Genomic DNA, 19,049 nt, shown 5'->3' with positions numbered 1-19,049 from the left:
ATCATGAAGCGCTTCAAGTCACAGGGACAGTTGCAGCGCTTCGTCTCCATTCACGATCCGATTGCCAACCTATTCCACATCCCTCGCCACGACATTTTCCGCCAGCCATCATCGCGAACTACGCGCCGCTGGGGGTTTAGCGCCGACGATCATCATACTTTAGCGTAATGGATCGCAGTTTTGGGCTACGGCTGGATAGTGTAGCGTAGGATTTGGTTGCGGGGGCCTGATGACATAGAGACTTGTAAAGTGGATCACCGCGATAAACTTAAGCCTACAATCACTACATAAATCCATAATATCAAATACTTACTATAACAATGAGGCGTAAGCATATTTATGGAACTCTAAAGATAATGGTTTGGAACTCTAATGCATGCTATGCGATATGTTATGGCGTACGGTTCATCTTTTTCCAATGCAAAATGCCGATGTATTGCATGCTGAGTTTCAGGCACCCTCTGATGAAGATACTCACCAAAGCATGATCCCCAACCTTCGATCCAACTTTTCCTCAGATGCTTCCGGGCACGACGAAGCTCGGCCATCCTCGCATATGATTAATAAAGCGCTCGCTGAGACCGCCTTTACGCAGATAGCCTGCGGTCACAGGAAGCTTAGGACTATCATATTCATGGTTTTTCTCAACCTGGAGCGGGAAATCTCGTTGCAGAATTCCGGCACGGCCGATGAGGACGAAGTCGCAACCCTCGTCCATCAATTGTCCGACGCGCTGTGCACTCATTATCTTGCCGGCAGTTCCGACGCGCACCCTTCGACGTGGCAGTTCAGTGAAAATGCCTAGCATCGACTGACCTTGAAATGCTCCCTCGCGAACAATTTGAGCAGAATCCCATAGAGCCAGATCCAGATAGTCGATCAACTCCCGATTCAGAATGTCAGCTGTGATTTCACGCAGTTCTTCCAGCTGCAGACCATAGCGTTCTACGGACAGACGCCAGCCGATCTGAAAGTCAGGGCCGCATTCCCGACGGATACCTTCGATTACCTCGATGGTAAGGCGAGCTCTGTTTTCGATGCTACCACCATACTTGTCCGTACGATCATTCAGGTGTGGGGACATAAATTCCGATAGAATCCATCCAAAAGCGCCATGAACAGCTACGCCGTTGAACCCTGCCAGCTCAGCTCTCTTCGCAGCAGCAATGAAGCTGTCACGGATCCGCTCTACCTCCTCCGTTCTCAAAGCTTTGATGCCTGGCAAGGTGCGGCTGGATGCTGGAGCTGGCACACCTCCCAACAATGGATTGGCACGGTGTCCAGCATGGTGCAATTGCACCGCCGACAGGCCACCGCCTTCTCGGATTGTGGCTGCCATCTTGGTCAAACCTGGCAAATGCTCATCGCTGTGAATACCCAACTGCCGTGCGAATGCTATCCCGCCAGCTTCAACAGTTGTTGCACAGGTTTGGATCAAGCCGTATCCGCCCTGCGAGAGCTGGGCAATCCAGTCCAAGTCGAATTCGGATGCGGTTCCATCGAATTCACTTTGTTGGTTCGTAAGCGGTGCCAACATGAACCGGCTTCGCATCGCGGGGCCATGGAGGAGCTCAAGCGGCTTAAACAGATCTGAGATAGACATTTTAAGATCTCCACATGTGGGATGTTGAGCGAATGTCAGCTGGAACTGGCCAGGGGCTCGGCCCAGGACGATGCGCTGAAATTGGTTGTAGATGGGTCAGCCTGTAACGATGGGGAACCCAGGACAGGCTGACGCCAAACAAGAATTGCCGCTTAGCTGAGCCCTTAGCCCGCAACGAATGGTCACCTGATTTTCAGGAATAGTCACGGAGGGGGCTAGCAGCTCTGCGGTAACTATCGGGCGGTGGTTCGTTTTTGTTTCATGCTACGATCTTCAGGAATTGAACCTGCTCAATCTACACTTGTCGGCACAAACATCTAGGTTTCAGCTTGGGTAACTTAATTGCCTCAGATAGAATAATCAGCAGGCGACATCACATCGTCGGCCATTCATGACGGTGATTTTCGACGCATCAACTCATCCTATTGCACCTAATGCAATAAACCGCAAAATCGGAGACAAGGAATGGACCGCCTCCAAACTATGCAAATTTTTGCTCGCGTTGTCGAAATGCACAGTTTCAGCCGGGCAGCAGAAAGTCTGTCTTTGCCACCCTCACGGGTAACAAGAGCGGTTAAGGAATTGGAGAGCTTCCTTGGTGTGAGGTTGCTCCAGCGAACAACACGCCACATCAGTTTTACCCCAGATGGCACCCAATATTACAACCATTGTCGGCGACTGCTCGCTGATATCGAGGCGGTTGAGTCCAGCTTCCCAGGGCGAGCAGGACAGCCTCGTGGACGCCTCCGTGTTGACATGACTCTTTCACTGGCACGTTTGGTGGTCTTGCCCTCCATCAAGGACTTCCAGCGCCGCTTTCCCGAAGTTGAACTTACTCTGACGATGACCGATAGAATGGCTGAGTTAGTCCAAGAGGGTATTGACTGCGTTATTCGGGCCGGTACTCCTGAGGAGTCGACGACCCTTGTTGCAAAGCGGATCGGCACTTTCGATTGGATCACCTGTGCCTCACCGGAATACCTCGAACAGCACGGGACACCAAGATCCTTAGAGGACTTAGCGGACCATCAGGCAGTAGGTTACCTATCTGGGCGAACTGCACGATCCTTGGAGTGGCACTTCGAGGTGGACGGTGAAGATCATACCATCAACATGCGTGAATCCCTGATAGTCAACGATAGCGATGCCTATGTTACGTGTGGACTTGAAGGTCTGGGTCTCATCCGAGCTGGAAGCTATATGGTAGTTCAGCACCTCCGAAGTGGACTCCTTTGCCAGGTTCTAGCCGGTTACTCTGCACAGGCGGTCCCCCTTTCCGTGATTTACCCCAAGAATCGCCACCTCTCGCCAACAGTGAGAGCATTTGTGGAATGGATTGGCGAAGTTACCCGTAAAGCGGAAAGCACTTGGCGGGTGCGCTCTTAGTCGTGCCTTAGAGTGCCGATCGGCGGGTTGCTCGTAGCGTAGCCAAGTCAACACACCCGATCTACCAAACGTCGTCCGGCGCCTACTGAAAAGCAAAAATACCCACTCGACTCTTGATCGACTAGTTGGTAGATAAGGCAGCCCTTAACGAGTTCGGATGAACGAAATGACCGCAGAACTCCTCTATTTCTCAGACCCATATTGCATCTGGTGCTTCGGGTTTGGGCCATCTATCGAAAAAATTTCGCGCGAGTACCAGGCGTCTTTCCGCACACGTGTCATAAGTGGCGGAATGATACCACAAGACATGATGTTGCGTGAATTCTTTGGCCGATTTCCAGATCCCGTAGCTCTTCACGAACGTGTATCGACAACGGCCGGAAGAGATTTCGGAAGTGCCTATATGGATAAGATAAAGGGCTATAAGTCTTCCAATCGAATTTTGAATTCCACAACCCCTTCTCGGGCTATGGCCGCGTTTAGGTCGCTGGGTGTCTCAGATGACATTGCTTTAGCTGGCGCGATTCATGACTCCTATTACATCGATGGCAAAGACCTTCAGAACACGCAAACTTATCGGCCAATTGCAGAACGATTTGGCGTTGAATACGATAAGTGGGTGAAAGAGTTTGGCTCTCATTCCGCTCACCAAAGCGTCTTTGAGGACTATAAACTGACAGAGACGCTTGGGGTGCAAGGCTTTCCCGGAGTGCTTCTAAAAACGGCTGAGCGGCGTTATGTGATGATCGCTAGAGGATTCATGCCTTATAAAAATCTGAAGGACAGCGTTGCTGCCGCAGCAGATCATTTCCCCGTGCCGAATGAGACAGGCGCCGCTGGTGTAGCCTGCTCGCTTGACAAAAGTCACTGCTAGGTGCGGCAAGCCTAGTGTTCAGTTTGCATTGACCGAAGACCTATACGAAGCAGATGGCCGGATTGAGTTCTTTGTCGGGGGACATATCCTCTACGCCGTCGTGGAGCGGCGAGCAGGTGTATTAGAATGTCGTTTTCCTCTACGCGCCCGCAGATGTCAGAGGGACATCGGCGGTGGATAGGCTGATGATGGCGATCGTACGCACTGCTCAGGAAGAGATGCGTAAAATCTCAGCTACATGCAAGTTTGCCGACCTATGGCTTCAGCGAAGTGCTGAATTCTGTGGGTTGAGGAAGGTAAGGGCCGGCATTGCAGGCTGGCCGAACATTGTTGGTTTTTTACGGCTCCAACTTCTGAGAAGTTGGAGCCGATATAGCCATCAGAAAGCACAGGCTTTTATCCAAGTTTTTGAGCGTACTATCCAGCGATTCTGATCTGTTTATTGAATGCCGCCTTGATCGCGCGAAACGTCTCGCGGGTTTTCGGATCGGTCAAAGACAAATGCAGGACAATAGGGGATGACGGAACAGGAGGAAGGTTCGGCACCTGTCTGACTTCGACCCTACCCGTGTCTTTTCGGGTGCGCCTTTCTTTAATTCCGGCTGAGGAATTTGGAGAGTTGCCGATTGAAATCCGTTGGCGTTTCCAAGTACGGAAGGTGGCCGGCGTCCAGAACGACAAGTTCTCCATTTTTTGATTGGCGAAGGATATCATCGGAGCAATAACCCGGTACGAGATCATCCTTTTCCCCGCGCACGACCAAAAGTGGGCACTCCAGACTTTTAAGTTGCGGGCGTTGATCATATTCTTCTTGCTCGCGAAATATACGGCGGATGTGAAGCGGATCCACTGCCTCGACCGACTTTAGAAATCCGCGGGTTATCGCGCCGTGCCCTTCCATGCCCATAAGACTGAGCAGTTGTTCTGCCCAAAGTTTGGCGCCGTTTTCTTTCGTCAATAGGTCGTACATAGCAAGCCGGCTTAGTCGATCTTCGGGTTCCATATGTACAAAAGCGTTTATTATCACCAAGCCGGTGGTCCGCTGTGAACTCCGTGCCGCAAAATCAAGTCCGACCCTGGCGCCAGCGGAAAGTCCGCAGATAGCCGATTGCGCCACGCCCGCATGATTGAGCATCGCGTCGACCGCACGCCAATAGTCCGTGAAATGCATGGAACGGCCTGTAGAAGAGCCATGCCCCGGCAAGTCCAAAGATAGCACCTTATGGGAAGCTGATAGATGTCGTCGCTGCAGAAGCCAATTGTCAGCTTTGCCACCCAGGCCGTGCAGAAGCACTAAAGCGGGTCCATCGCCCTCAACTGCATAGTAAAGCGTCTCCCCTTCCCATTCGAAAATCATGACGGCACTCCTATTTATGTCTGATACTCACTTCATCAACGCGCCTGTCTCTAAGTGAACGGCGTGGGCTTTCGGGTTGCCGCGGCGGTCTTGCCTTGGCCCGACCAGAGGCCAGGCAAGGGCCCTTACGCTTCTCTCGCAAGGACTACAAAGCGCAAACGAGCCACGGTTCTCATCATAAGTAAGATCGTCGCGCAGGGAACCGTCGGATCACGTGCCGACCTGTCAAGACGCACCGCTGCGGAGGCAGCAGTGCGTGATAGCAGATTGAGTCTAAGATGACATCCACATTGCCAAAAGCGGGTTTAACCAGCGATGGCAAAGACCCAAAATCGTCAATTCCTAACGCCGTCCATGCACTTCACAATTTCGAGCCCTTCTGCTTTCAGAGATGCGATAACAGTTGGCCGTTTCTCCATCCGCGCCATGAACTCGCGGATTGCACCATACTTGGAAATATCGACGCCAACACGTCCCGGCCAGCACATGACGTTGTAAAGGTAACCGTCCGCTGCCGAGAAAGTGCTGCCCATCAAGTAGTTGTTGGACGCTAGGTGCGTTTCCAGATATTCGAATTTGCTAGTCAGATTGCCTTCAGCAAACTTGGTCTTCGAAGCCTGGTCCACAAAAGGCGAGAACAACACTGCGAACGATTTATGCAGGTCGGTTGCAATAAAATTGAGCCATTCCAACGCGGTATAGCGAGCTCTGGTGCCGAAGGCCGGAAGAAGCTCACTATGTGGGTTGTTGTCTGCGATCCATTGAAGAATAACGACGCCTTCAGTGATTGTGTCTCCATCGTCCAGCTTCAGCGCGGGTATGAAACCTTTCGGCGAGACCTTGTAATAGTCACCCTCGATGGTCGTCTTCGATTTGAAATCCACCGCGACGAGTTCGAACTTCTGCCTTGCTTCCCGAAGAGCGATTTGTGTCGCGAGACCACAGGAGCCGGAGGAAAAATACAATTTCATGGGAGTCTCCACAGTTGAATAACTTGCGGATACATAGAAATGCCTGTTACCTTAGTAAACTATATAACCAAAGGTAACTGACGTTTGGCGTTACCAAAAGGAAACTGCTGCGGCCATGTTGAAGAGAAGAAAGTTCCCCCTGGAGAAATTTGCATGCCCCCTGAAGTCCTGTATGAATCTGCTGGGAGGAGCTTGGACCCCTCACATCCTTTGGTACCTGAAAGCCAATCCTCGCCGCTTCAGCGAGCTGAAGGATGATATCGATGGCGTTTCCGCTAAAGTGCTTACGCAGAGATTGAAAGAGCTTGCGGAGATGGGGCTTGTCAATCGAACAGTCGTACCGTCGTCGCCACCCTCGGTGGAATATTCCCTTACCGAGCTCGGTCGCGAGCTTATGCCTGCTATCGAAGCCATCGCGGATGTCGGATACAAACTGCAAGAGCGTGGCATCCAATTGTAGGGTCGAATTCATCCGTACTAACTGGCAGGAGAGAGGCCTAACCTCAGCGCCTTCAACATGATCTCGAATCCCGCAGGCCCATCGAGAAGGCGCTCCATCATGAGCGCTCCTTCTAGTGATGAAATCACCAAGCGAGCGGCGCCGACATTTGTCAGGTTATTGTTGATTTCGCCTTTTTGGCGGCCTCTCGCATAGATACGCTCGATCCAGTCTAGGTGCTCTCGAAAGAAATCTACTGTTCCGCCTTTGAGTTCTTCAGGCAGGTTATCAAGTTCGGCTGACAGAGCCGCACACAGGCAACCAAGTTCCTTTTCAACTCCGGAAAGATACAGGCGACCATATGCGTCGATCCTATCGAGCGCATGATCAAACTCATCTTCGATGCCCAGCAGAGCACTCTTGTAGCGAGCGCGATACGCTTGCAGCGCCGTGTAGGTCAGATCCTGCTTCGTCGGAAAATAGTAGTGGATAGTGGGTTTCCGAATGCCAACCCGTTCCGAAACATCGGCGTAGCTGTAGCCAGAATAGCCTCGACGGCGGATCAAGTCCTCGGCGGAGGCTATCAACTCTTCACGCACATTGGTGGCTTTCATCTCAAAATCCTTCTGACAAGGCGCTTTCTCTCTACTTACAAGTAGATAGAGATCGAATCAAGATACCGGCGCGCGGTTGAGGCCAGCGCTCGTCAGGTATCGCAGACACCTCTCGGCTTTCGTCGGTTGACGGTGACACTTGAGCGAATAGTCAGATTGACTATTGTCTACCAACTAGTCGAATGATATTCGTACTGTGTTCGGCCGCGCCTAAACCTCTGTGAGGACCCCACGACGGCTTGAATATCCCGAGTTGGACAGCAGACCGGGAAACCAGGAAACCTCAAGGAGGCTAAATTGACTTCGACGACCAAACCATTTGCAGACATCAACACCATCCGCGAAACCCAAGAAGCGGTAAGCAAGCAGCCGGAGCTCGGCAAGGTAACCTTCAAACTCAAGGGGAAGTCGAGCGGCGGCCTCGCAATGGTCTCCAAGACCGGGCCGCTTGTGCAGAATGGCAAGGCTGACAGCAGCCGCGACGGTAAATTCTCTCTCGTTAGCGACGAGCCAATTGCGTTGCTTGGCACCGACACAGGTGCAAATCCTGCCGAATACGTGCTGCACGCACTGGCAGGCTGCTATACTGTGACGCTGGCGTCTATGGCAGCTGAAAAAGGCGTCGACCTCAGCGGACTTGAGCTCGATCTTGGCTTCGATATTGACCTCAATGGCTTCCTCGGCCTCGACAAGTCAGTTCGGAAGGGCGCAACGGCAATCACTGTCGACCTTAAGCTGACCAGTGAGACGTCCAACAGGGCGCAATTGGAGGAGTTGATTGCGGAGCTTCCGAACAATTCCCCCATCTACGACACGATCGCGAATCCCGTTAAGATCACCAACCGGCTCGTGTGACGAATACTCGTCAGGGTCGACTAATAGCGATCGCGACGATTGGAACCGGAAGTTGATATTGGACGCGTCGCCATTTTTGGCGACGCGTCTAGGACGACATCACGTGGGATTAGTTTCCGCAATCATGAAGCAACTAGGCGCTACAACGGGCGTCATGACCCTCTGGACTGACACACGTTATTGCAAATTGATGTTGACCCAAACGCATCTATCGACTAGTTGGTCAGGAAGCAATCCGGCGACGCCTCGGTAGTAGGCGCCGTTGCTAGAGAAATTTTTGCGTCGCCAGAAGGACACAAGGTATGACAAACAATAATCCAGCCGAAAATTTTCCTGCAGGGTATCTCGCCCCCGAGGTCTGGAGTTGGGAACCAGGTAATGGCGGACAATTCGCTACCATCAACCGGCCAGTTGCAGGAGCGACTTTCGAGAAAGAACTGCCAGTCGGAAAGCATCCTTTGCAGCTCTATTCGCTTGGCACGCCGAACGGCATCAAGGTCACGATCATGCTGGAAGAATTGCTGGCCCTTGGCCACAAGGAAGCAGAGTACGATGCATGGCTTATCAATATCTTCACAGGCGACCAGTTTGGTTCTGGATTTGTCGACATTAATCCTAATTCAAAGATCCCTGCCCTGGTGGATCGATCGACATCTAAACCGACCCATGTTTTCGAAAGCGGTTCAATCTTGATGTACCTGGCTCGGAAGTTCGACGCTTTCTTGCCAAAAGAACACAAAGCACACACGGAAGCGTTGAACTGGCTGTTTTGGCAGATGGGTTCGGCTCCGTTTGTTGGAGGTGGTTTCGGTCATTTCTTCCTGTATGCACCGATTCACATTAAATATGCGATCGACAGGTTCGCAATGGAAGCGAAGCGTCAGTTCGATGTCTTGGATCGCCATTTGGCGAACAATCGGTTTCTGGCCGGCGACGAATACTCTATCGCCGATATGGCAGCTTGGCCATGGTATGGCCAATTGGCAAGGAACGAAATCTATGGCAACGGTGGGAAATTCCTCGAAGCCGATAGCTATCAGAACGTCGCGCGATGGAAGGATGAGATCGGCGAACGCCCGGCTGTCAAACGCGGCAGAATGGTAAATCGCATGATCGGGGCCCCGTCAGAACAACTCCATGAACGACACGACGCTTCAGACTTCGAGACAAAAACGCAGGACAAAATCTAGACCGTGCGTTGCCCGAGGTAACGCGACGTTGAGCGGCAGCTTGCAACAACCTGTTTGCAAGCTGCCGCCTATCAGGTGAACTGGACCACAGCTGCCTTGTCACAGAACCAAGGTCTTTAGGACACTGAGGTCTCAAATTTAGCTTTCCGGACCCGATCTCTAAAATCGCTCGAGTTTCTCGTGGTCCCACTCACAACGTGAAGTACCTCTATGGCGCGTGACACCATCGACCAGACACCACTCTCTTCGGTGTCCGAGCTTTCCGCCTATATGGAACAGGGAGCACGACCGAATAATAAATTCCGTATCGGGACGGAGCACGAGAAATTCGCGTTTTTCCATTCAGATAACGGCCCTGTTCCCTATTTTGGGGATGCCAGCATTTCGGCGCTGCTGGAGGCCATGCAAGCGAAGCTCGGCTGGGAGCCGATCATGGATGGCGACAACATTATCGGGCTTGGCGAACAGTCCGGTATGGGAGCGATTTCGATCGAGCCCGGTGGGCAATTCGAGCTTTCCGGCGCACCGCTGGAAACGATCCACGAGACCTGCAAGGAGTCGAACCGACACCTCGCCGTGCTGAAAGAGATCGCCGAACCGATGGGTATTCGTTTTCTTGGCATCGGCGGCAGCCCAAAATGGTCGCTTGACGAAACGCCCTGCATGCCGAAGTCCCGCTACGGGATCATGAGAAACTACATGCCGAAAGTTGGTTCCCAAGGCCTCGATATGATGTACCGCACATCCACGATCCAGGTGAACCTCGACTTCTCCTCGGAGGAGGATATGACGCGTAAAATGAGCGTTTCCATGAAGCTCCAATATCTGGCGACCGCTCTTTTCGCCTCCTCGCCCTTCACAGAGGGAAAACCGAACGGCTTGATTTCGTGGCGTGGTGATATCTGGCGTGACACGGACAATCAACGCGGCGGGATTCTCCCATTTGTTTTCAAACCCGATTTCGGATTTAGAGATTATGCGGAATGGGCGCTCGACGTTCCGATGTATTTCATCGTCCGCGGCGGAAAATACCGCGATTGTACTGCACTCACTTTCCGCCAGTTTATGAACGGCGCACTGAAGGGCGAAATCGCCGAGTGGGAGCCCACGATAGGCGACTGGATCAACCATCTCTCCACACTCTTCCCCGATGTCCGCCTCAAGCGGTTCCTGGAGATGCGCGGCGCCGATGGCGGACCGTGGAGGCGGATCTGCGCCCTACCAGCCTTCTGGGTTGGCCTGCTTTACGACCATACCGCCCTTGCTGATGCTGAAGGGCTGACAGCCGATTGGACGTTCGAAGACGTTACTGCCATGCGTAACGCCGTACCGGCCAAGGGTCTTCAGGCCGAAATCAAGGGCCGGTCAGTTCTTGAGGTTTCCCGCGAAGTAGTCTCAATATCAAAAGCCGGCCTCAAATCTCGCCACCGCTTGAACGGCGAAGGCCAAGACGAGAGCATCTTTCTGCAGCCGCTCGAAGAGATTCTCGCCAAGAAATCCACTATGGCGCAAGACATGCTGACGCTGTTTCACGGCCGCTGGAACGGCTCCGTCGATCCTGTCTTTGAGGAATATCAATATTAAACGCCCAACAATCGTTCCGCCCACCAACATCGTAGTGCGGCGCCCTTCAGGTTTTCCTACCCGCCCCCGGCTACGAAGTAGCATTGCTGCGATATCAAGGAGAGTTTTCATGACCGAGTATGACTATGATCTGTTTGTAATCGGCGGTGGATCTGGCGGCGTGCGGGCGGGCCGTGTTGCCGCCTCGCTCGGCAAACGCGTTGCTGTCGCTGAGGAGTATCGTTTTGGAGGCACCTGCGTCATTCGCGGGTGCGTGCCGAAGAAGCTTTTCGTCTACGCCTCCCAGTATAACGAGCACTTCGAGGATGCCGCCGGCTATGGCTGGGCGGTCGGAGAAAGCTCGTTCGACTGGAACAAACTGACCGCCGCCAAAGACAAAGAAATTGGCCGCCTTGAGGGGCTTTACCGCAAGGGCCTGGAGAACAACGGCGCCGAGATCATCGCCAGTCGTGCCGAGCTTATGGGCCCGCACACTATCCGCATCATCAACACAGGCAGAACAGTAACGGCCGAGAAGATCATTATCGCGACCGGTGGTACGCCCAATCCACATGCATCACTGCCCGGCCACGAATTCTGCATCTCTTCCAACGAAGCCTTCGATCTTCCGGAATTGCCGCGCTCGATCCTGATCGCTGGCGGCGGTTATATCGCAGTGGAATTCGCCAATATCTTTCACGGGCTGGGCGTTGAGACGACGCTGATCTATCGCGGCAAGGAGATTCTCTCCCGCTTCGATCAGGACATGCGTCAGGGCCTGCACACGGCGATGATCGAGAAGGGCATTCGCATCATCCTCACTGATGTCATCGAGGAGGTCACGAAGGCAGTAGCTGGCGGTCTATCGGTGAAGACGATGTCCGGGGAGACACTAGCTGCCGATACCGTCATGCTCGCGCTCGGCCGCGATCCAAACACCCTTGGTCTCGGATTGGAGGCGGCAGGTGTCCAGCTCGACCAACGCGGCGCGATCGTCGTCGACAAATACTCTCGCACCAACGTACCGAATATTTTTGCACTGGGCGACGTTACTAACCGAGTACAACTGACGCCCGTGGCGATTCACGAGGCCATGTGCTTCATCGAGACCGAGTACAAGAACAACCCAACCGCGCCGGACCACGACCTGATCGCCACGGCGGTTTTCTCTCAGCCGGAAGTCGGCACTGTGGGTCTCTCGGAAGAAGAGGCAGCCAAGCGCTATCCGGAACTGGAAATCTACCGTTCCGAATTTCGACCGATGAAGGCGACGCTTTCCGGCCGCTCTGAGAAGATGATAATGAAGCTGGTCGTCGATACGGCGAGCCGGAAAGTCGTCGGCACCCATATCCTTGGACAAGATGCCGGCGAGATGGCGCAGCTCATGGGCATCTCGCTGAAGGCAGGTGTAACCAAGGACGATTTCGATCGGACCATGGCAATACACCCTACTGCGTCGGAAGAACTGGTGACCATGTATAGTCCGAGCTACCGGCTCAAAAACGGCGATCGTGTCCGCGATTAGTGGATCATTTCCTGTGATCACAAATCACCCTATTCTCTAAAATAGGTGAGAATACGAACTGATAGTGCAACAGCAATCCACAGGGATGTTGTTAATCAAGAGTGGTGACCGCCTGGTGGGGGTTGGCAACGCAGTTCGGTGTACAATGTCGACTTGAGCCGAACTTCGTTACCCACGAAATCCTTCCCACAATCCGCTGCCCTCCGACGTCTCCGGGAAGTCTGTCGCTGCTTGGGTGGCGGTCCAATATCAATGATACTTACTCTAACCCTCAATAGGCTCATATCACAACCTTAACCCTTCGATTTGCTTTTATTTTCAATGGCGTAATCGGCAAATTGGTCCATCTGCAATTGCGTCCAATTCTTCCGTAATGTTCGGAAAAGCGGCCTCTTTATCGGCAGTCGGGTGTTGTTTAGATAGACTGTTACCGAAACCGACCGACGTTCGCTCCTAAAGCTACCAACGTACTGGACCTCACCCTCAAGTGTTTGGGGCGTAGCGCTGATGCGAGCTGAGCAAAAACGGATCACGAGAAGGAAAGGAAAATTCACATGAGGAAAACAATCGCAGCAACTCTGACGGTCATTTTTGCAACCAGTCCTGTGCTTGCGATTGAGCCGATTGGAGGAAGCATAACCCTTAAGAACCCGACCGCGGTCCGTCTTCAGAAATCTCCTGTCGGCAGTCAGGTGGCCCACGAATTCTACTTTGGCGGCGAGCGCTACAAGGAAGTTATGTGGTTCAGTCCAACAGAAGCCTCAGGCTCGTGAGCCGGATGCGCGTCAGCAACAATTAAGAAGCTCTTTGGACGTCACTGAGATCCTGTGCTGGCCAACTGATCAGTACAAGGCAAAGAGATACGATCGGTTGGCGTTGCCGACCCTTCGTTCATGCGGTGGGCATCTTGCTCACTCCCCGGCCGGGTTTTTGTCGCCTTAAGCTTCGACGCGAGAGCCTGGATTATTCCTGCAAGAAGCCCAACCCCAATCCATCAAGGTCGAACGGGTTGCATGAGTCATGCATCCAAGCACGACATAGTCAAAGGAAGAAAAATGAAAGTCCTTGTAGCGTCAATTGCAGCTGCGATGCTGTTCACTTCACCGGTTCTCGCTATCGAGCCCATCCCCGGAAGCATAACGTACAAAAACCCTGAAGCGCCGCGCCTGAAAAAGTCTCCGATTGGCAGCCAGGTTCCCCACGTTTTCTACTCTGGTGGCTCTAGGTATCAGGAGTGGTACGTCCTGCAGCCGAACCGGAGTCTGAAGCTCGTAGATCGAGTGAAGTTGAGCAACTGAAGCAGCCCCTCTGAGGGCAGGAGTAACGTCCTCGGTCGAGACACGAATCTGTCTGCTACCACTGGCAGGCGGATAAAACCTTTCATTTTCTCGGTTCTGCTACCCAAGCACCGCTTCAACCCGTTGTGCGTTGGGTAATTGCTTAGCCGCGAAGTTCACGAACCATAGATATTGGAACCGAAATGACAGAAAATCGCACAGTTCGTGCTGCCGCCGTGCAGATCGCCTCCGACGTAGACTCGCTCTCCGGTACGCTTGACCGCTCGCTTGCAGCAATCGGTGAGGCTGCCGGCAAGGGCGCTGAAATGATCGTATTCCCGGAAACCTTTCTTCCTTGGTACCCCTACTTCGCTATAACGCACGGTCCTGCGGCCATCGAGGGAGAGCATCTGCGCCTTTACGAGAACGGCGTTGTGGTGCCCTCGCCCGTGACAGACGCAATTGCAGCAGCAGCTCGCAAGTTCCATGCCGTAATTGCCATGGGCGTCAATGAGCGGGACGGCGGTTCTCTCTACAACAGCATGCTCATTTTCGACGCGGATGGCTCTTTGCGCCTAAAACACCGCAAGATCACGCCTGCATACCACGAACGTATGATCTGGGGAACCGGGGATGGTTCGACCATTAAGGTTGTCGACACCGCGGTGGGCCGCATTGGAGGCTTGATTTGCTGGGAGCACTACAGCCCCCTGGCACGATACAGCTTGATGGCTCAGCGTGAGGAAATCCATATCTCTCAATATCCGGGCAGCCTGTTCGGACCGGGCTTTGCAGAGCAGACCGAAGTGCAGTTGCGCAATCATGCGCTGGAGGCTGGCTGCTTCGTTATCAATGCCACCGATTGGGTCACCGAGGAACAGGCAGCCAAGATCGTAGGCCGGGAAGGCTCGCGAGCCGCCTTCAGCAACAGCTCGATGACGGCGATCATCAATCCGCAGGGGCAGCACGTTGTTCCGCCCTTGACGTCTGGCGAGGGCATTCTGATAGCGGACCTGGAAATGCGCGAGATCCTTGGTCGCAAGCGCGTAATGGACTCAGTCGGCCATTTCTCCCGGCCCGACATGTTCAGCTTCACGCATACAACCCGTGCCGAGAATGCGATGATTGCGGATACGTCATCATCGGCTCAGCGGTTGACCATCGAAGCTGCTGCTGAATAGAGCATTAAGTCGCACGCGTCGCGGCGCTTTGGTGTCGCGGCGCGATACGCCATAAATGGTGGAGGTCCCAAAATGAGTGCCTTCGTTCACAACCTGATGCGAATTCACTACTCCGACGAAGACAAAGGCGATCCTATGCTTTCGTACATGGTTGGGAGGAAACGCCTCAAACTGGTTGAAGCAACCTGCGACCTTTTCCCAAACGAACCGCGTTCTCACGATTGATCTGCCGGGCCACGGCGAATCCGATGGGACGGCCGTATCGTTCATGGCTTGTTAGGAAGCAATCTAAACAACGTCCTCACTGCGTTGCCACAATGGATAAGGGTCCCGGCACACCGTCTCTTCATCCTCCGTCCCGCGAAGGACTTTCGTGTCATCAGCCTTCTGCAAACAGCGTAATTCTTCGCAATGGACAGCAGCCGTTCATGAAGCACGGTGAACTGCTCGCGATGTTTCGGTCGCGCCACATATCCATTATGTCGCACAGGTCGGCATTTCGCCGGCGAGATTCCGGACGTTCTTCGAACTTGCCGGCGCCAACGATGCCAACCTTCAAACCGAGGTTGCGCAATAGGCCACGGATATCTTTCTCGATAGCAATGGCCTTCTCCTGAAGCAGTTTGCGTGCGGTCAGCAGGACGCGCCGCTTCTGGCTTGCCAGCGTCGCCTAGCCTGGACAACAGTCCGCCTCGCGTCCAGGGGAGGTTTCGGCCTCAAATGGCAGCGTCGCCTTTAAGAACTTCCATGCCCTGCTTCCCTGAATCGATAAAATCATTTTGTTCCGCAATGTTCGGAATAGCGGCGTCTTTATCTGCCGTGACTTCTCCATTACCTAACTCATACCGTTTCGAACTTCCCAATTGTAATGAAGGATTCCACATGCCAACACTTTTCGATCCCCTCAAGCTCGGCGCACTCACAGTTCCCAACCGCGTTATCATGGCGCCGCTGACGCGAGCCAGAGCTACCCGCGAATATGTCCCCACCCCGCTGATGGCCGTTTACTACGCCCAGCGAGCATCAGCCGGGCTTATTACCAGCGAAGCAATCGGGATTTCGCGTCAGGGCAACGGCTTTCCCTACGCGCCCGGTCTATGGTCGGCAGAACAAGTTGAAGCCTGGAAATCGATCACAAAAGCTGTGCATGCCGAACGTGGAAGAATCATCGCGCAGCTTGGGCATACAGGCCGTGCGGGCCATTCTGCTGTCATCGGTGAGCAACCCGTGTCGTCAAGCGCAACCCTCGCACCCGTAGACGCATGGACTTATGATGGCCCGAAGCCGTCTGAAATGGCGCGTCCCCTTGCGGTGGTAGAAATGCCTGGTCTTGTCGCCGATTATGTTCATGCGGCGAGGAATGCGATTTCTGCTGGATTTGACGGTGTTCAGATTCATGCGGCAAATGGCATGCTGCTGGACCAATTTCTGCGGAATAAGAGCAATCTGCGAACCGACGAATATGGCGGCAGCGTCGAAAACCGCATTCGGCTCCTTAGAGAGGTAACGCACGCGGTTGCAGACGCAGTAGGCGCAGACCGCACATCTGTTCGTCTGTCTCCCAACGGCGAAACCTGGGGCGTAGACGACAGTGATCCCACGCCACTGTTCACCGCGGCTGCCAAGATGCTGAACGACATCGGTATCGCGTTTCTTGAATTGCGTGAGCCCGCACCGGGCGATGCATTTGGCGGGACCGACGTTCCGCGCCAGTCGCCGATGATGCGCCCTTATTTCAAGGGGCCGCTAATCCTCAACAGCGATTATGACTTGGTACGCGCCCAAGCAGATCTCGACAGCGGCCTCGCCGATGCGATCAGCTTTGGGCGTCAATTCCTGGCCAATCCAGATCTTGTGCAGCGGCTTCAAAACAATGCGCCCTTGAATCAGGCGCAGAGAGAAACCTTCTATACTCAGGAGGCTCAAGGCTACACCGACTATCCGACATTAGCGAAGGCTGTCGCCTAGTCGGGTAGAGACGCTCCGGCTAGCCCGCGTCCCAATGCCGGAGCGTCTTTCCATCTTTCGTTAACGCCACAACGATTAGACTCGTGTGGCGTCCAAGCTAAATCTTACGATTGAATGCGCCCATCGCGACGTTACGATGCCCCCTCGTTCAAAGCGTTCCTGACCGATTCGGTAATGAATTTCACAAATGCCGAGACTTTAGGTAATGGGTATTTGCTACGCGGCCATAAGAGGCGCAACGCGCGGCTAGACTTCGCCGCACTTGGCAGGACCTCCTGAAGAGCCCCGTTTTTTATCCGGTCCGCAACCGTGAAGTAGGGCAACGAAGCAATGCCATGTCCTGCCTCCGCCAGATAAATCAACGGCTCCAACGAGGTTGTTGCAAGGGATACCGGCAAGATCATTCCCTCCGGGATTGCTGGTCCCCAGTCACCAAGCTTTCCAGTTTCATAAAAACGATGGTGTAGTAGACGATGGCTCAACAGGTCAGATGCCGTCTTAGGTACGCCCATCCTGGTAAGATAGCTTGGAGCAGCAATCATCCGTGATGAGAAATCACCCAATTTCACATGCATTAATCGGCTGTCACCAACTTCGCCGGTGCGTATGACTGCATCGAAACCGTCCTCGATCACATCGACGAAGCGATCATTATAGTCGAGATCCAGTTCGATCTCCGGATGTTTTGTCGCGAACGCGCCAAACAGCGGGGTAAGCAGGTCACCAGCGAATGGAACGCCAACGCGAAGCCGTCCTGTTGGGCAGGCTGTGGTTTGGGCAAGTTCTGCTTCGGCGGCTTCGAGTTCGCACAGGACACGTCGGCAACGGTCGAGAAATATCTCGCCTTCCCGGGTCAACCCGATTGCACGAGTCGAACGATGAAATAGCCTTACGCCCAACTGGTCCTCCAGTCTGGCTATCGTTTTCCCTATCGCAGACGAGGAAAGCCCAAACTGCTGGCCTGCCAGCTTAAAACTCTTTAACTCCGCTGCCTGCACAAATGCGGACATGGCGCTCACACTTTCAACTCGCACGTTCATGAAATCAATTCAGTCCGCAATGTTCGGAAAAGCGGCTTCTTTATCAACTGTCAGGTCTGCTTTAGTCAAGTGATAATCGTTTCTTATTGGCGACTCTCACGAAAGGAGATCTCATGCCAACGCTTTTTGACCCACTTACCCTTGGTGCGATCAAAGCCCCCAATCGCGTTTTCATGGCGCCTATGACCCGCGGTCGGGCAACGCGTGATCACGTCCCTACGCCGATGATGGTTCGTTACTATTCGCAACGAGCCTCCTCTGGTCTTATCATCAGCGAAGCTATCGGGATTTCCCGGCAGGGCCTTGGCTGGCCCTACGCCCCCGGTCTGTGGACGAACCAACAAATCGAGGCCTGGAAACCAGTCACCCGCGCAGTGCATGAGAAGGGCGGAAGAATTGTCGCACAGCTCTGGCATATGGGTCGCATGACACATTCCGCGTTGACCGGGCAACAGCCCGTATCCTGCAGCGCTACCGCCACACCGGGAGACGCGTATACCTATGATGGCAGACAGCCTTATGAAATTGCGCGCCCGCTTTTGATTGAAGAAATTCCTGGAGTTATCGCAGACCATGTTCAGGCGGCGCGTAACGCCATTGCTTCGGGCTTCGATGGTGTCCAGATTCACGCAGCGAATGGACAGTTGATAGACCAATTCCTACGCAACAACAGCAATATGCGAACCGACGAGTATGGTGGCAGCGTTGAAAATCGCGTGCGGCTACTGAAAGAACTGACGCAAGAAGTTGCCCACGCAATCGGCGCTGATCGCACGTCTGTTCGTCTCTCTCCGAACGGGGAAACCTATGGTGTTGACGACAGCGATCCTGCGCCGCTCTTTATGGCTGCTGCGAAGGCCCTGGACGCCATTGGAATCGCATTTCTAGAACTTAAGGAAGCAAGCCCACATGGCACATTTGTGTCGACGGATGTGCCTCGCCAGTCTCCAATGATGCGGCGATACTTCAGAGGCCCACTGATCCTCAATAGCGACTACGATATGGCGCGAGCACAAGCTGATTTGGACAGCGGTCTGGCCGATGCGATCAGCTTCGGGCGGCCGTTCATTGCAAATCCTGACTTGGTGGAGCGGCTGCGGGATAACGCCCCCTTGAGTGAGCCGCAAATCGCGACCTTCTACACTCAGGAGGCTGACGGCTACACCGATTATTCGGCGTTGGCGAACAGTAAGGCTGTCGCCTGAT

General features: G+C 53.7%; 17 protein-coding genes and 1 pseudogene. 11 read left to right on the top strand and 7 right to left on the bottom strand.

Translation table 11 applies throughout. From position 1 onward, the window contains the following. Positions 1-514 precede the first annotated feature (514 nt). Positions 515-1,603, bottom strand: coding sequence for an NADH:flavin oxidoreductase (locus tag J2857_RS26400; protein WP_210013017.1), 1,089 nt, complete (start codon positions 1,601-1,603; stop codon positions 515-517). A 465-nt stretch (positions 1,604-2,068) separates the two neighbouring features. Here J2857_RS26400 and J2857_RS31580 point away from each other — a divergent pair, with 465 nt between their 5' ends. Beyond that, complete coding sequence (locus J2857_RS31580) at positions 2,069-2,989, top strand: LysR family transcriptional regulator (protein WP_210013016.1); 921 nt, start codon at positions 2,069-2,071, stop codon at positions 2,987-2,989. A gap of 166 nt (positions 2,990-3,155) precedes the next feature. Continuing rightward, positions 3,156-3,863: a DsbA family protein gene (locus J2857_RS26390; RefSeq protein ID WP_210013015.1), complete on the top strand. Its 708-nt coding sequence runs from the start codon at positions 3,156-3,158 to the stop codon at positions 3,861-3,863. Positions 3,864-4,455: 592 nt separating this feature from the next. Here the strand turns inward: J2857_RS26390 and J2857_RS26385 are convergent. Together J2857_RS26385 and gstA are read right to left on the bottom strand one after the other, a co-directional pair. After that, positions 4,456-5,220, bottom strand: a complete 765-nt coding sequence (locus J2857_RS26385) for an alpha/beta fold hydrolase (RefSeq protein WP_210013014.1) — start codon at positions 5,218-5,220, stop codon at positions 4,456-4,458. A 335-nt stretch (positions 5,221-5,555) separates the two neighbouring features. Then, complete coding sequence (gene gstA, locus J2857_RS26380; protein WP_210013013.1) at positions 5,556-6,191, bottom strand: glutathione transferase GstA; 636 nt, start codon at positions 6,189-6,191, stop codon at positions 5,556-5,558. A gap of 172 nt (positions 6,192-6,363) precedes the next feature. Here gstA and J2857_RS26375 point away from each other — a divergent pair, with 172 nt between their 5' ends. Beyond that, entirely contained in the window at positions 6,364-6,651 is a 288-nt protein-coding gene (locus J2857_RS26375; protein WP_245363854.1) for a winged helix-turn-helix transcriptional regulator, read from the top strand. A gap of 17 nt (positions 6,652-6,668) precedes the next feature. Here the strand turns inward: J2857_RS26375 and J2857_RS26370 are convergent, their stop codons facing one another. Further along, complete coding sequence (locus J2857_RS26370) at positions 6,669-7,244, bottom strand: TetR/AcrR family transcriptional regulator (RefSeq protein ID WP_210013012.1); 576 nt, start codon at positions 7,242-7,244, stop codon at positions 6,669-6,671. Between the two features lie 297 nt (positions 7,245-7,541). Here J2857_RS26370 and J2857_RS26365 point away from each other — a divergent pair, with 297 nt between their 5' ends. The 6 genes from J2857_RS26365 (at position 7,542) to J2857_RS26340 (ending at position 14,835) form a co-directional block, all read left to right on the top strand. Further along, complete coding sequence (locus J2857_RS26365) at positions 7,542-8,099, top strand: OsmC family protein (protein WP_210013011.1); 558 nt, start codon at positions 7,542-7,544, stop codon at positions 8,097-8,099. Positions 8,100-8,401: 302 nt separating this feature from the next. Then, complete coding sequence (gene yghU / locus J2857_RS26360; RefSeq protein WP_210013010.1) at positions 8,402-9,289, top strand: glutathione-dependent disulfide-bond oxidoreductase; 888 nt, start codon at positions 8,402-8,404, stop codon at positions 9,287-9,289. Positions 9,290-9,499: 210 nt separating this feature from the next. Continuing rightward, positions 9,500-10,873, top strand: a complete 1,374-nt coding sequence (locus tag J2857_RS26355; RefSeq protein WP_210013009.1) for a glutamate--cysteine ligase — start codon at positions 9,500-9,502, stop codon at positions 10,871-10,873. A gap of 109 nt (positions 10,874-10,982) precedes the next feature. Further along, positions 10,983-12,377, top strand: a complete 1,395-nt coding sequence (gene gor, locus J2857_RS26350) for a glutathione-disulfide reductase (protein ID WP_210013063.1) — start codon at positions 10,983-10,985, stop codon at positions 12,375-12,377. 554 nt (positions 12,378-12,931) lie between these two features. Beyond that, complete coding sequence (locus tag J2857_RS26345) at positions 12,932-13,150, top strand: hypothetical protein (protein ID WP_245363852.1); 219 nt, start codon at positions 12,932-12,934, stop codon at positions 13,148-13,150. A gap of 707 nt (positions 13,151-13,857) precedes the next feature. Then, positions 13,858-14,835 carry a nitrilase-related carbon-nitrogen hydrolase gene (locus tag J2857_RS26340; protein WP_210013008.1) on the top strand — a complete coding sequence of 326 codons (978 nt, stop codon included), beginning with the start codon at positions 13,858-13,860 and terminating at the stop codon, positions 14,833-14,835. A 374-nt stretch (positions 14,836-15,209) separates the two neighbouring features. Here J2857_RS26340 and J2857_RS31575 read toward each other — a convergent pair. After that, a pseudogene (locus J2857_RS31575) lies at positions 15,210-15,502 on the bottom strand (IS110 family transposase); the annotation flags it as partial. A gap of 49 nt (positions 15,503-15,551) precedes the next feature. Next, the gene (locus J2857_RS26330; RefSeq protein ID WP_210013007.1) at positions 15,552-15,719 is read right to left on the bottom strand and encodes a hypothetical protein; all 168 of its coding nucleotides are present in this window, start codon (positions 15,717-15,719) and stop codon (positions 15,552-15,554) included. Here J2857_RS26330 and J2857_RS26325 point away from each other — a divergent pair. Beyond that, positions 15,718-16,803, top strand: coding sequence for an alkene reductase (locus J2857_RS26325; protein ID WP_210013006.1), 1,086 nt, complete (start codon positions 15,718-15,720; stop codon positions 16,801-16,803). The two genes, J2857_RS26330 and J2857_RS26325, sit on opposite strands and share 2 nt — an antisense overlap. Positions 16,804-16,934: 131 nt before the next feature. Here J2857_RS26325 and J2857_RS26320 read toward each other — a convergent pair whose 3' ends face one another. Next, the gene (locus tag J2857_RS26320) at positions 16,935-17,843 is read right to left on the bottom strand and encodes a LysR family transcriptional regulator (protein ID WP_210013005.1); all 909 of its coding nucleotides are present in this window, start codon (positions 17,841-17,843) and stop codon (positions 16,935-16,937) included. 113 nt (positions 17,844-17,956) lie between these two features. On the opposite strand from J2857_RS26320, the gene J2857_RS26315 reads away from it, so the two are divergent. Then, positions 17,957-19,048 carry an alkene reductase gene (locus tag J2857_RS26315; protein ID WP_210013004.1) on the top strand — a complete coding sequence of 364 codons (1,092 nt, stop codon included), beginning with the start codon at positions 17,957-17,959 and terminating at the stop codon, positions 19,046-19,048. Position 19,049 lies beyond the last annotated feature (1 nt).

The sequence above is a fragment of the Neorhizobium galegae genome (genome assembly GCF_017877055.1).
Taxonomy (GTDB): domain Bacteria; phylum Pseudomonadota; class Alphaproteobacteria; order Rhizobiales; family Rhizobiaceae; genus Neorhizobium; species Neorhizobium galegae_D.
This window is presented reverse-complemented; position numbering and strand designations above follow the sequence as displayed.

What these genes read in the sequence shown, in the direction of transcription:
- J2857_RS26400 (WP_210013017.1), bottom strand. Translation starts at nt 1,603, where the DNA reads ATGTCTATCTCAGATCTGTTTAAGCCGCTTGAGCTCCTCCATGGCCCC.
- J2857_RS26355 (WP_210013009.1), top strand. Translation starts at nt 9,500, where the DNA reads ATGGCGCGTGACACCATCGACCAGACACCACTCTCTTCGGTGTCCGAG.
- J2857_RS26340 (WP_210013008.1), top strand. Translation starts at nt 13,858, where the DNA reads ATGACAGAAAATCGCACAGTTCGTGCTGCCGCCGTGCAGATCGCCTCC.
- J2857_RS26370 (WP_210013012.1), bottom strand. Translation starts at nt 7,244, where the DNA reads ATGAAAGCCACCAATGTGCGTGAAGAGTTGATAGCCTCCGCCGAGGAC.
- gstA (WP_210013013.1), bottom strand. Translation starts at nt 6,191, where the DNA reads ATGAAATTGTATTTTTCCTCCGGCTCCTGTGGTCTCGCGACACAAATC.
- J2857_RS26375 (WP_245363854.1), top strand. Translation starts at nt 6,364, where the DNA reads ATGAATCTGCTGGGAGGAGCTTGGACCCCTCACATCCTTTGGTACCTG.
- gor (WP_210013063.1), top strand. Translation starts at nt 10,983, where the DNA reads ATGACCGAGTATGACTATGATCTGTTTGTAATCGGCGGTGGATCTGGC.
- J2857_RS26385 (WP_210013014.1), bottom strand. Translation starts at nt 5,220, where the DNA reads ATGATTTTCGAATGGGAAGGGGAGACGCTTTACTATGCAGTTGAGGGC.
- J2857_RS26330 (WP_210013007.1), bottom strand. Translation starts at nt 15,719, where the DNA reads ATGTGGAATCCTTCATTACAATTGGGAAGTTCGAAACGGTATGAGTTA.
- J2857_RS26320 (WP_210013005.1), bottom strand. Translation starts at nt 17,843, where the DNA reads ATGAACGTGCGAGTTGAAAGTGTGAGCGCCATGTCCGCATTTGTGCAG.
- J2857_RS26325 (WP_210013006.1), top strand. Translation starts at nt 15,718, where the DNA reads ATGCCAACACTTTTCGATCCCCTCAAGCTCGGCGCACTCACAGTTCCC.
- J2857_RS26390 (WP_210013015.1), top strand. Translation starts at nt 3,156, where the DNA reads ATGACCGCAGAACTCCTCTATTTCTCAGACCCATATTGCATCTGGTGC.
- J2857_RS26345 (WP_245363852.1), top strand. Translation starts at nt 12,932, where the DNA reads ATGAGGAAAACAATCGCAGCAACTCTGACGGTCATTTTTGCAACCAGT.
- J2857_RS31580 (WP_210013016.1), top strand. Translation starts at nt 2,069, where the DNA reads ATGGACCGCCTCCAAACTATGCAAATTTTTGCTCGCGTTGTCGAAATG.
- J2857_RS26315 (WP_210013004.1), top strand. Translation starts at nt 17,957, where the DNA reads ATGCCAACGCTTTTTGACCCACTTACCCTTGGTGCGATCAAAGCCCCC.
- yghU (WP_210013010.1), top strand. Translation starts at nt 8,402, where the DNA reads ATGACAAACAATAATCCAGCCGAAAATTTTCCTGCAGGGTATCTCGCC.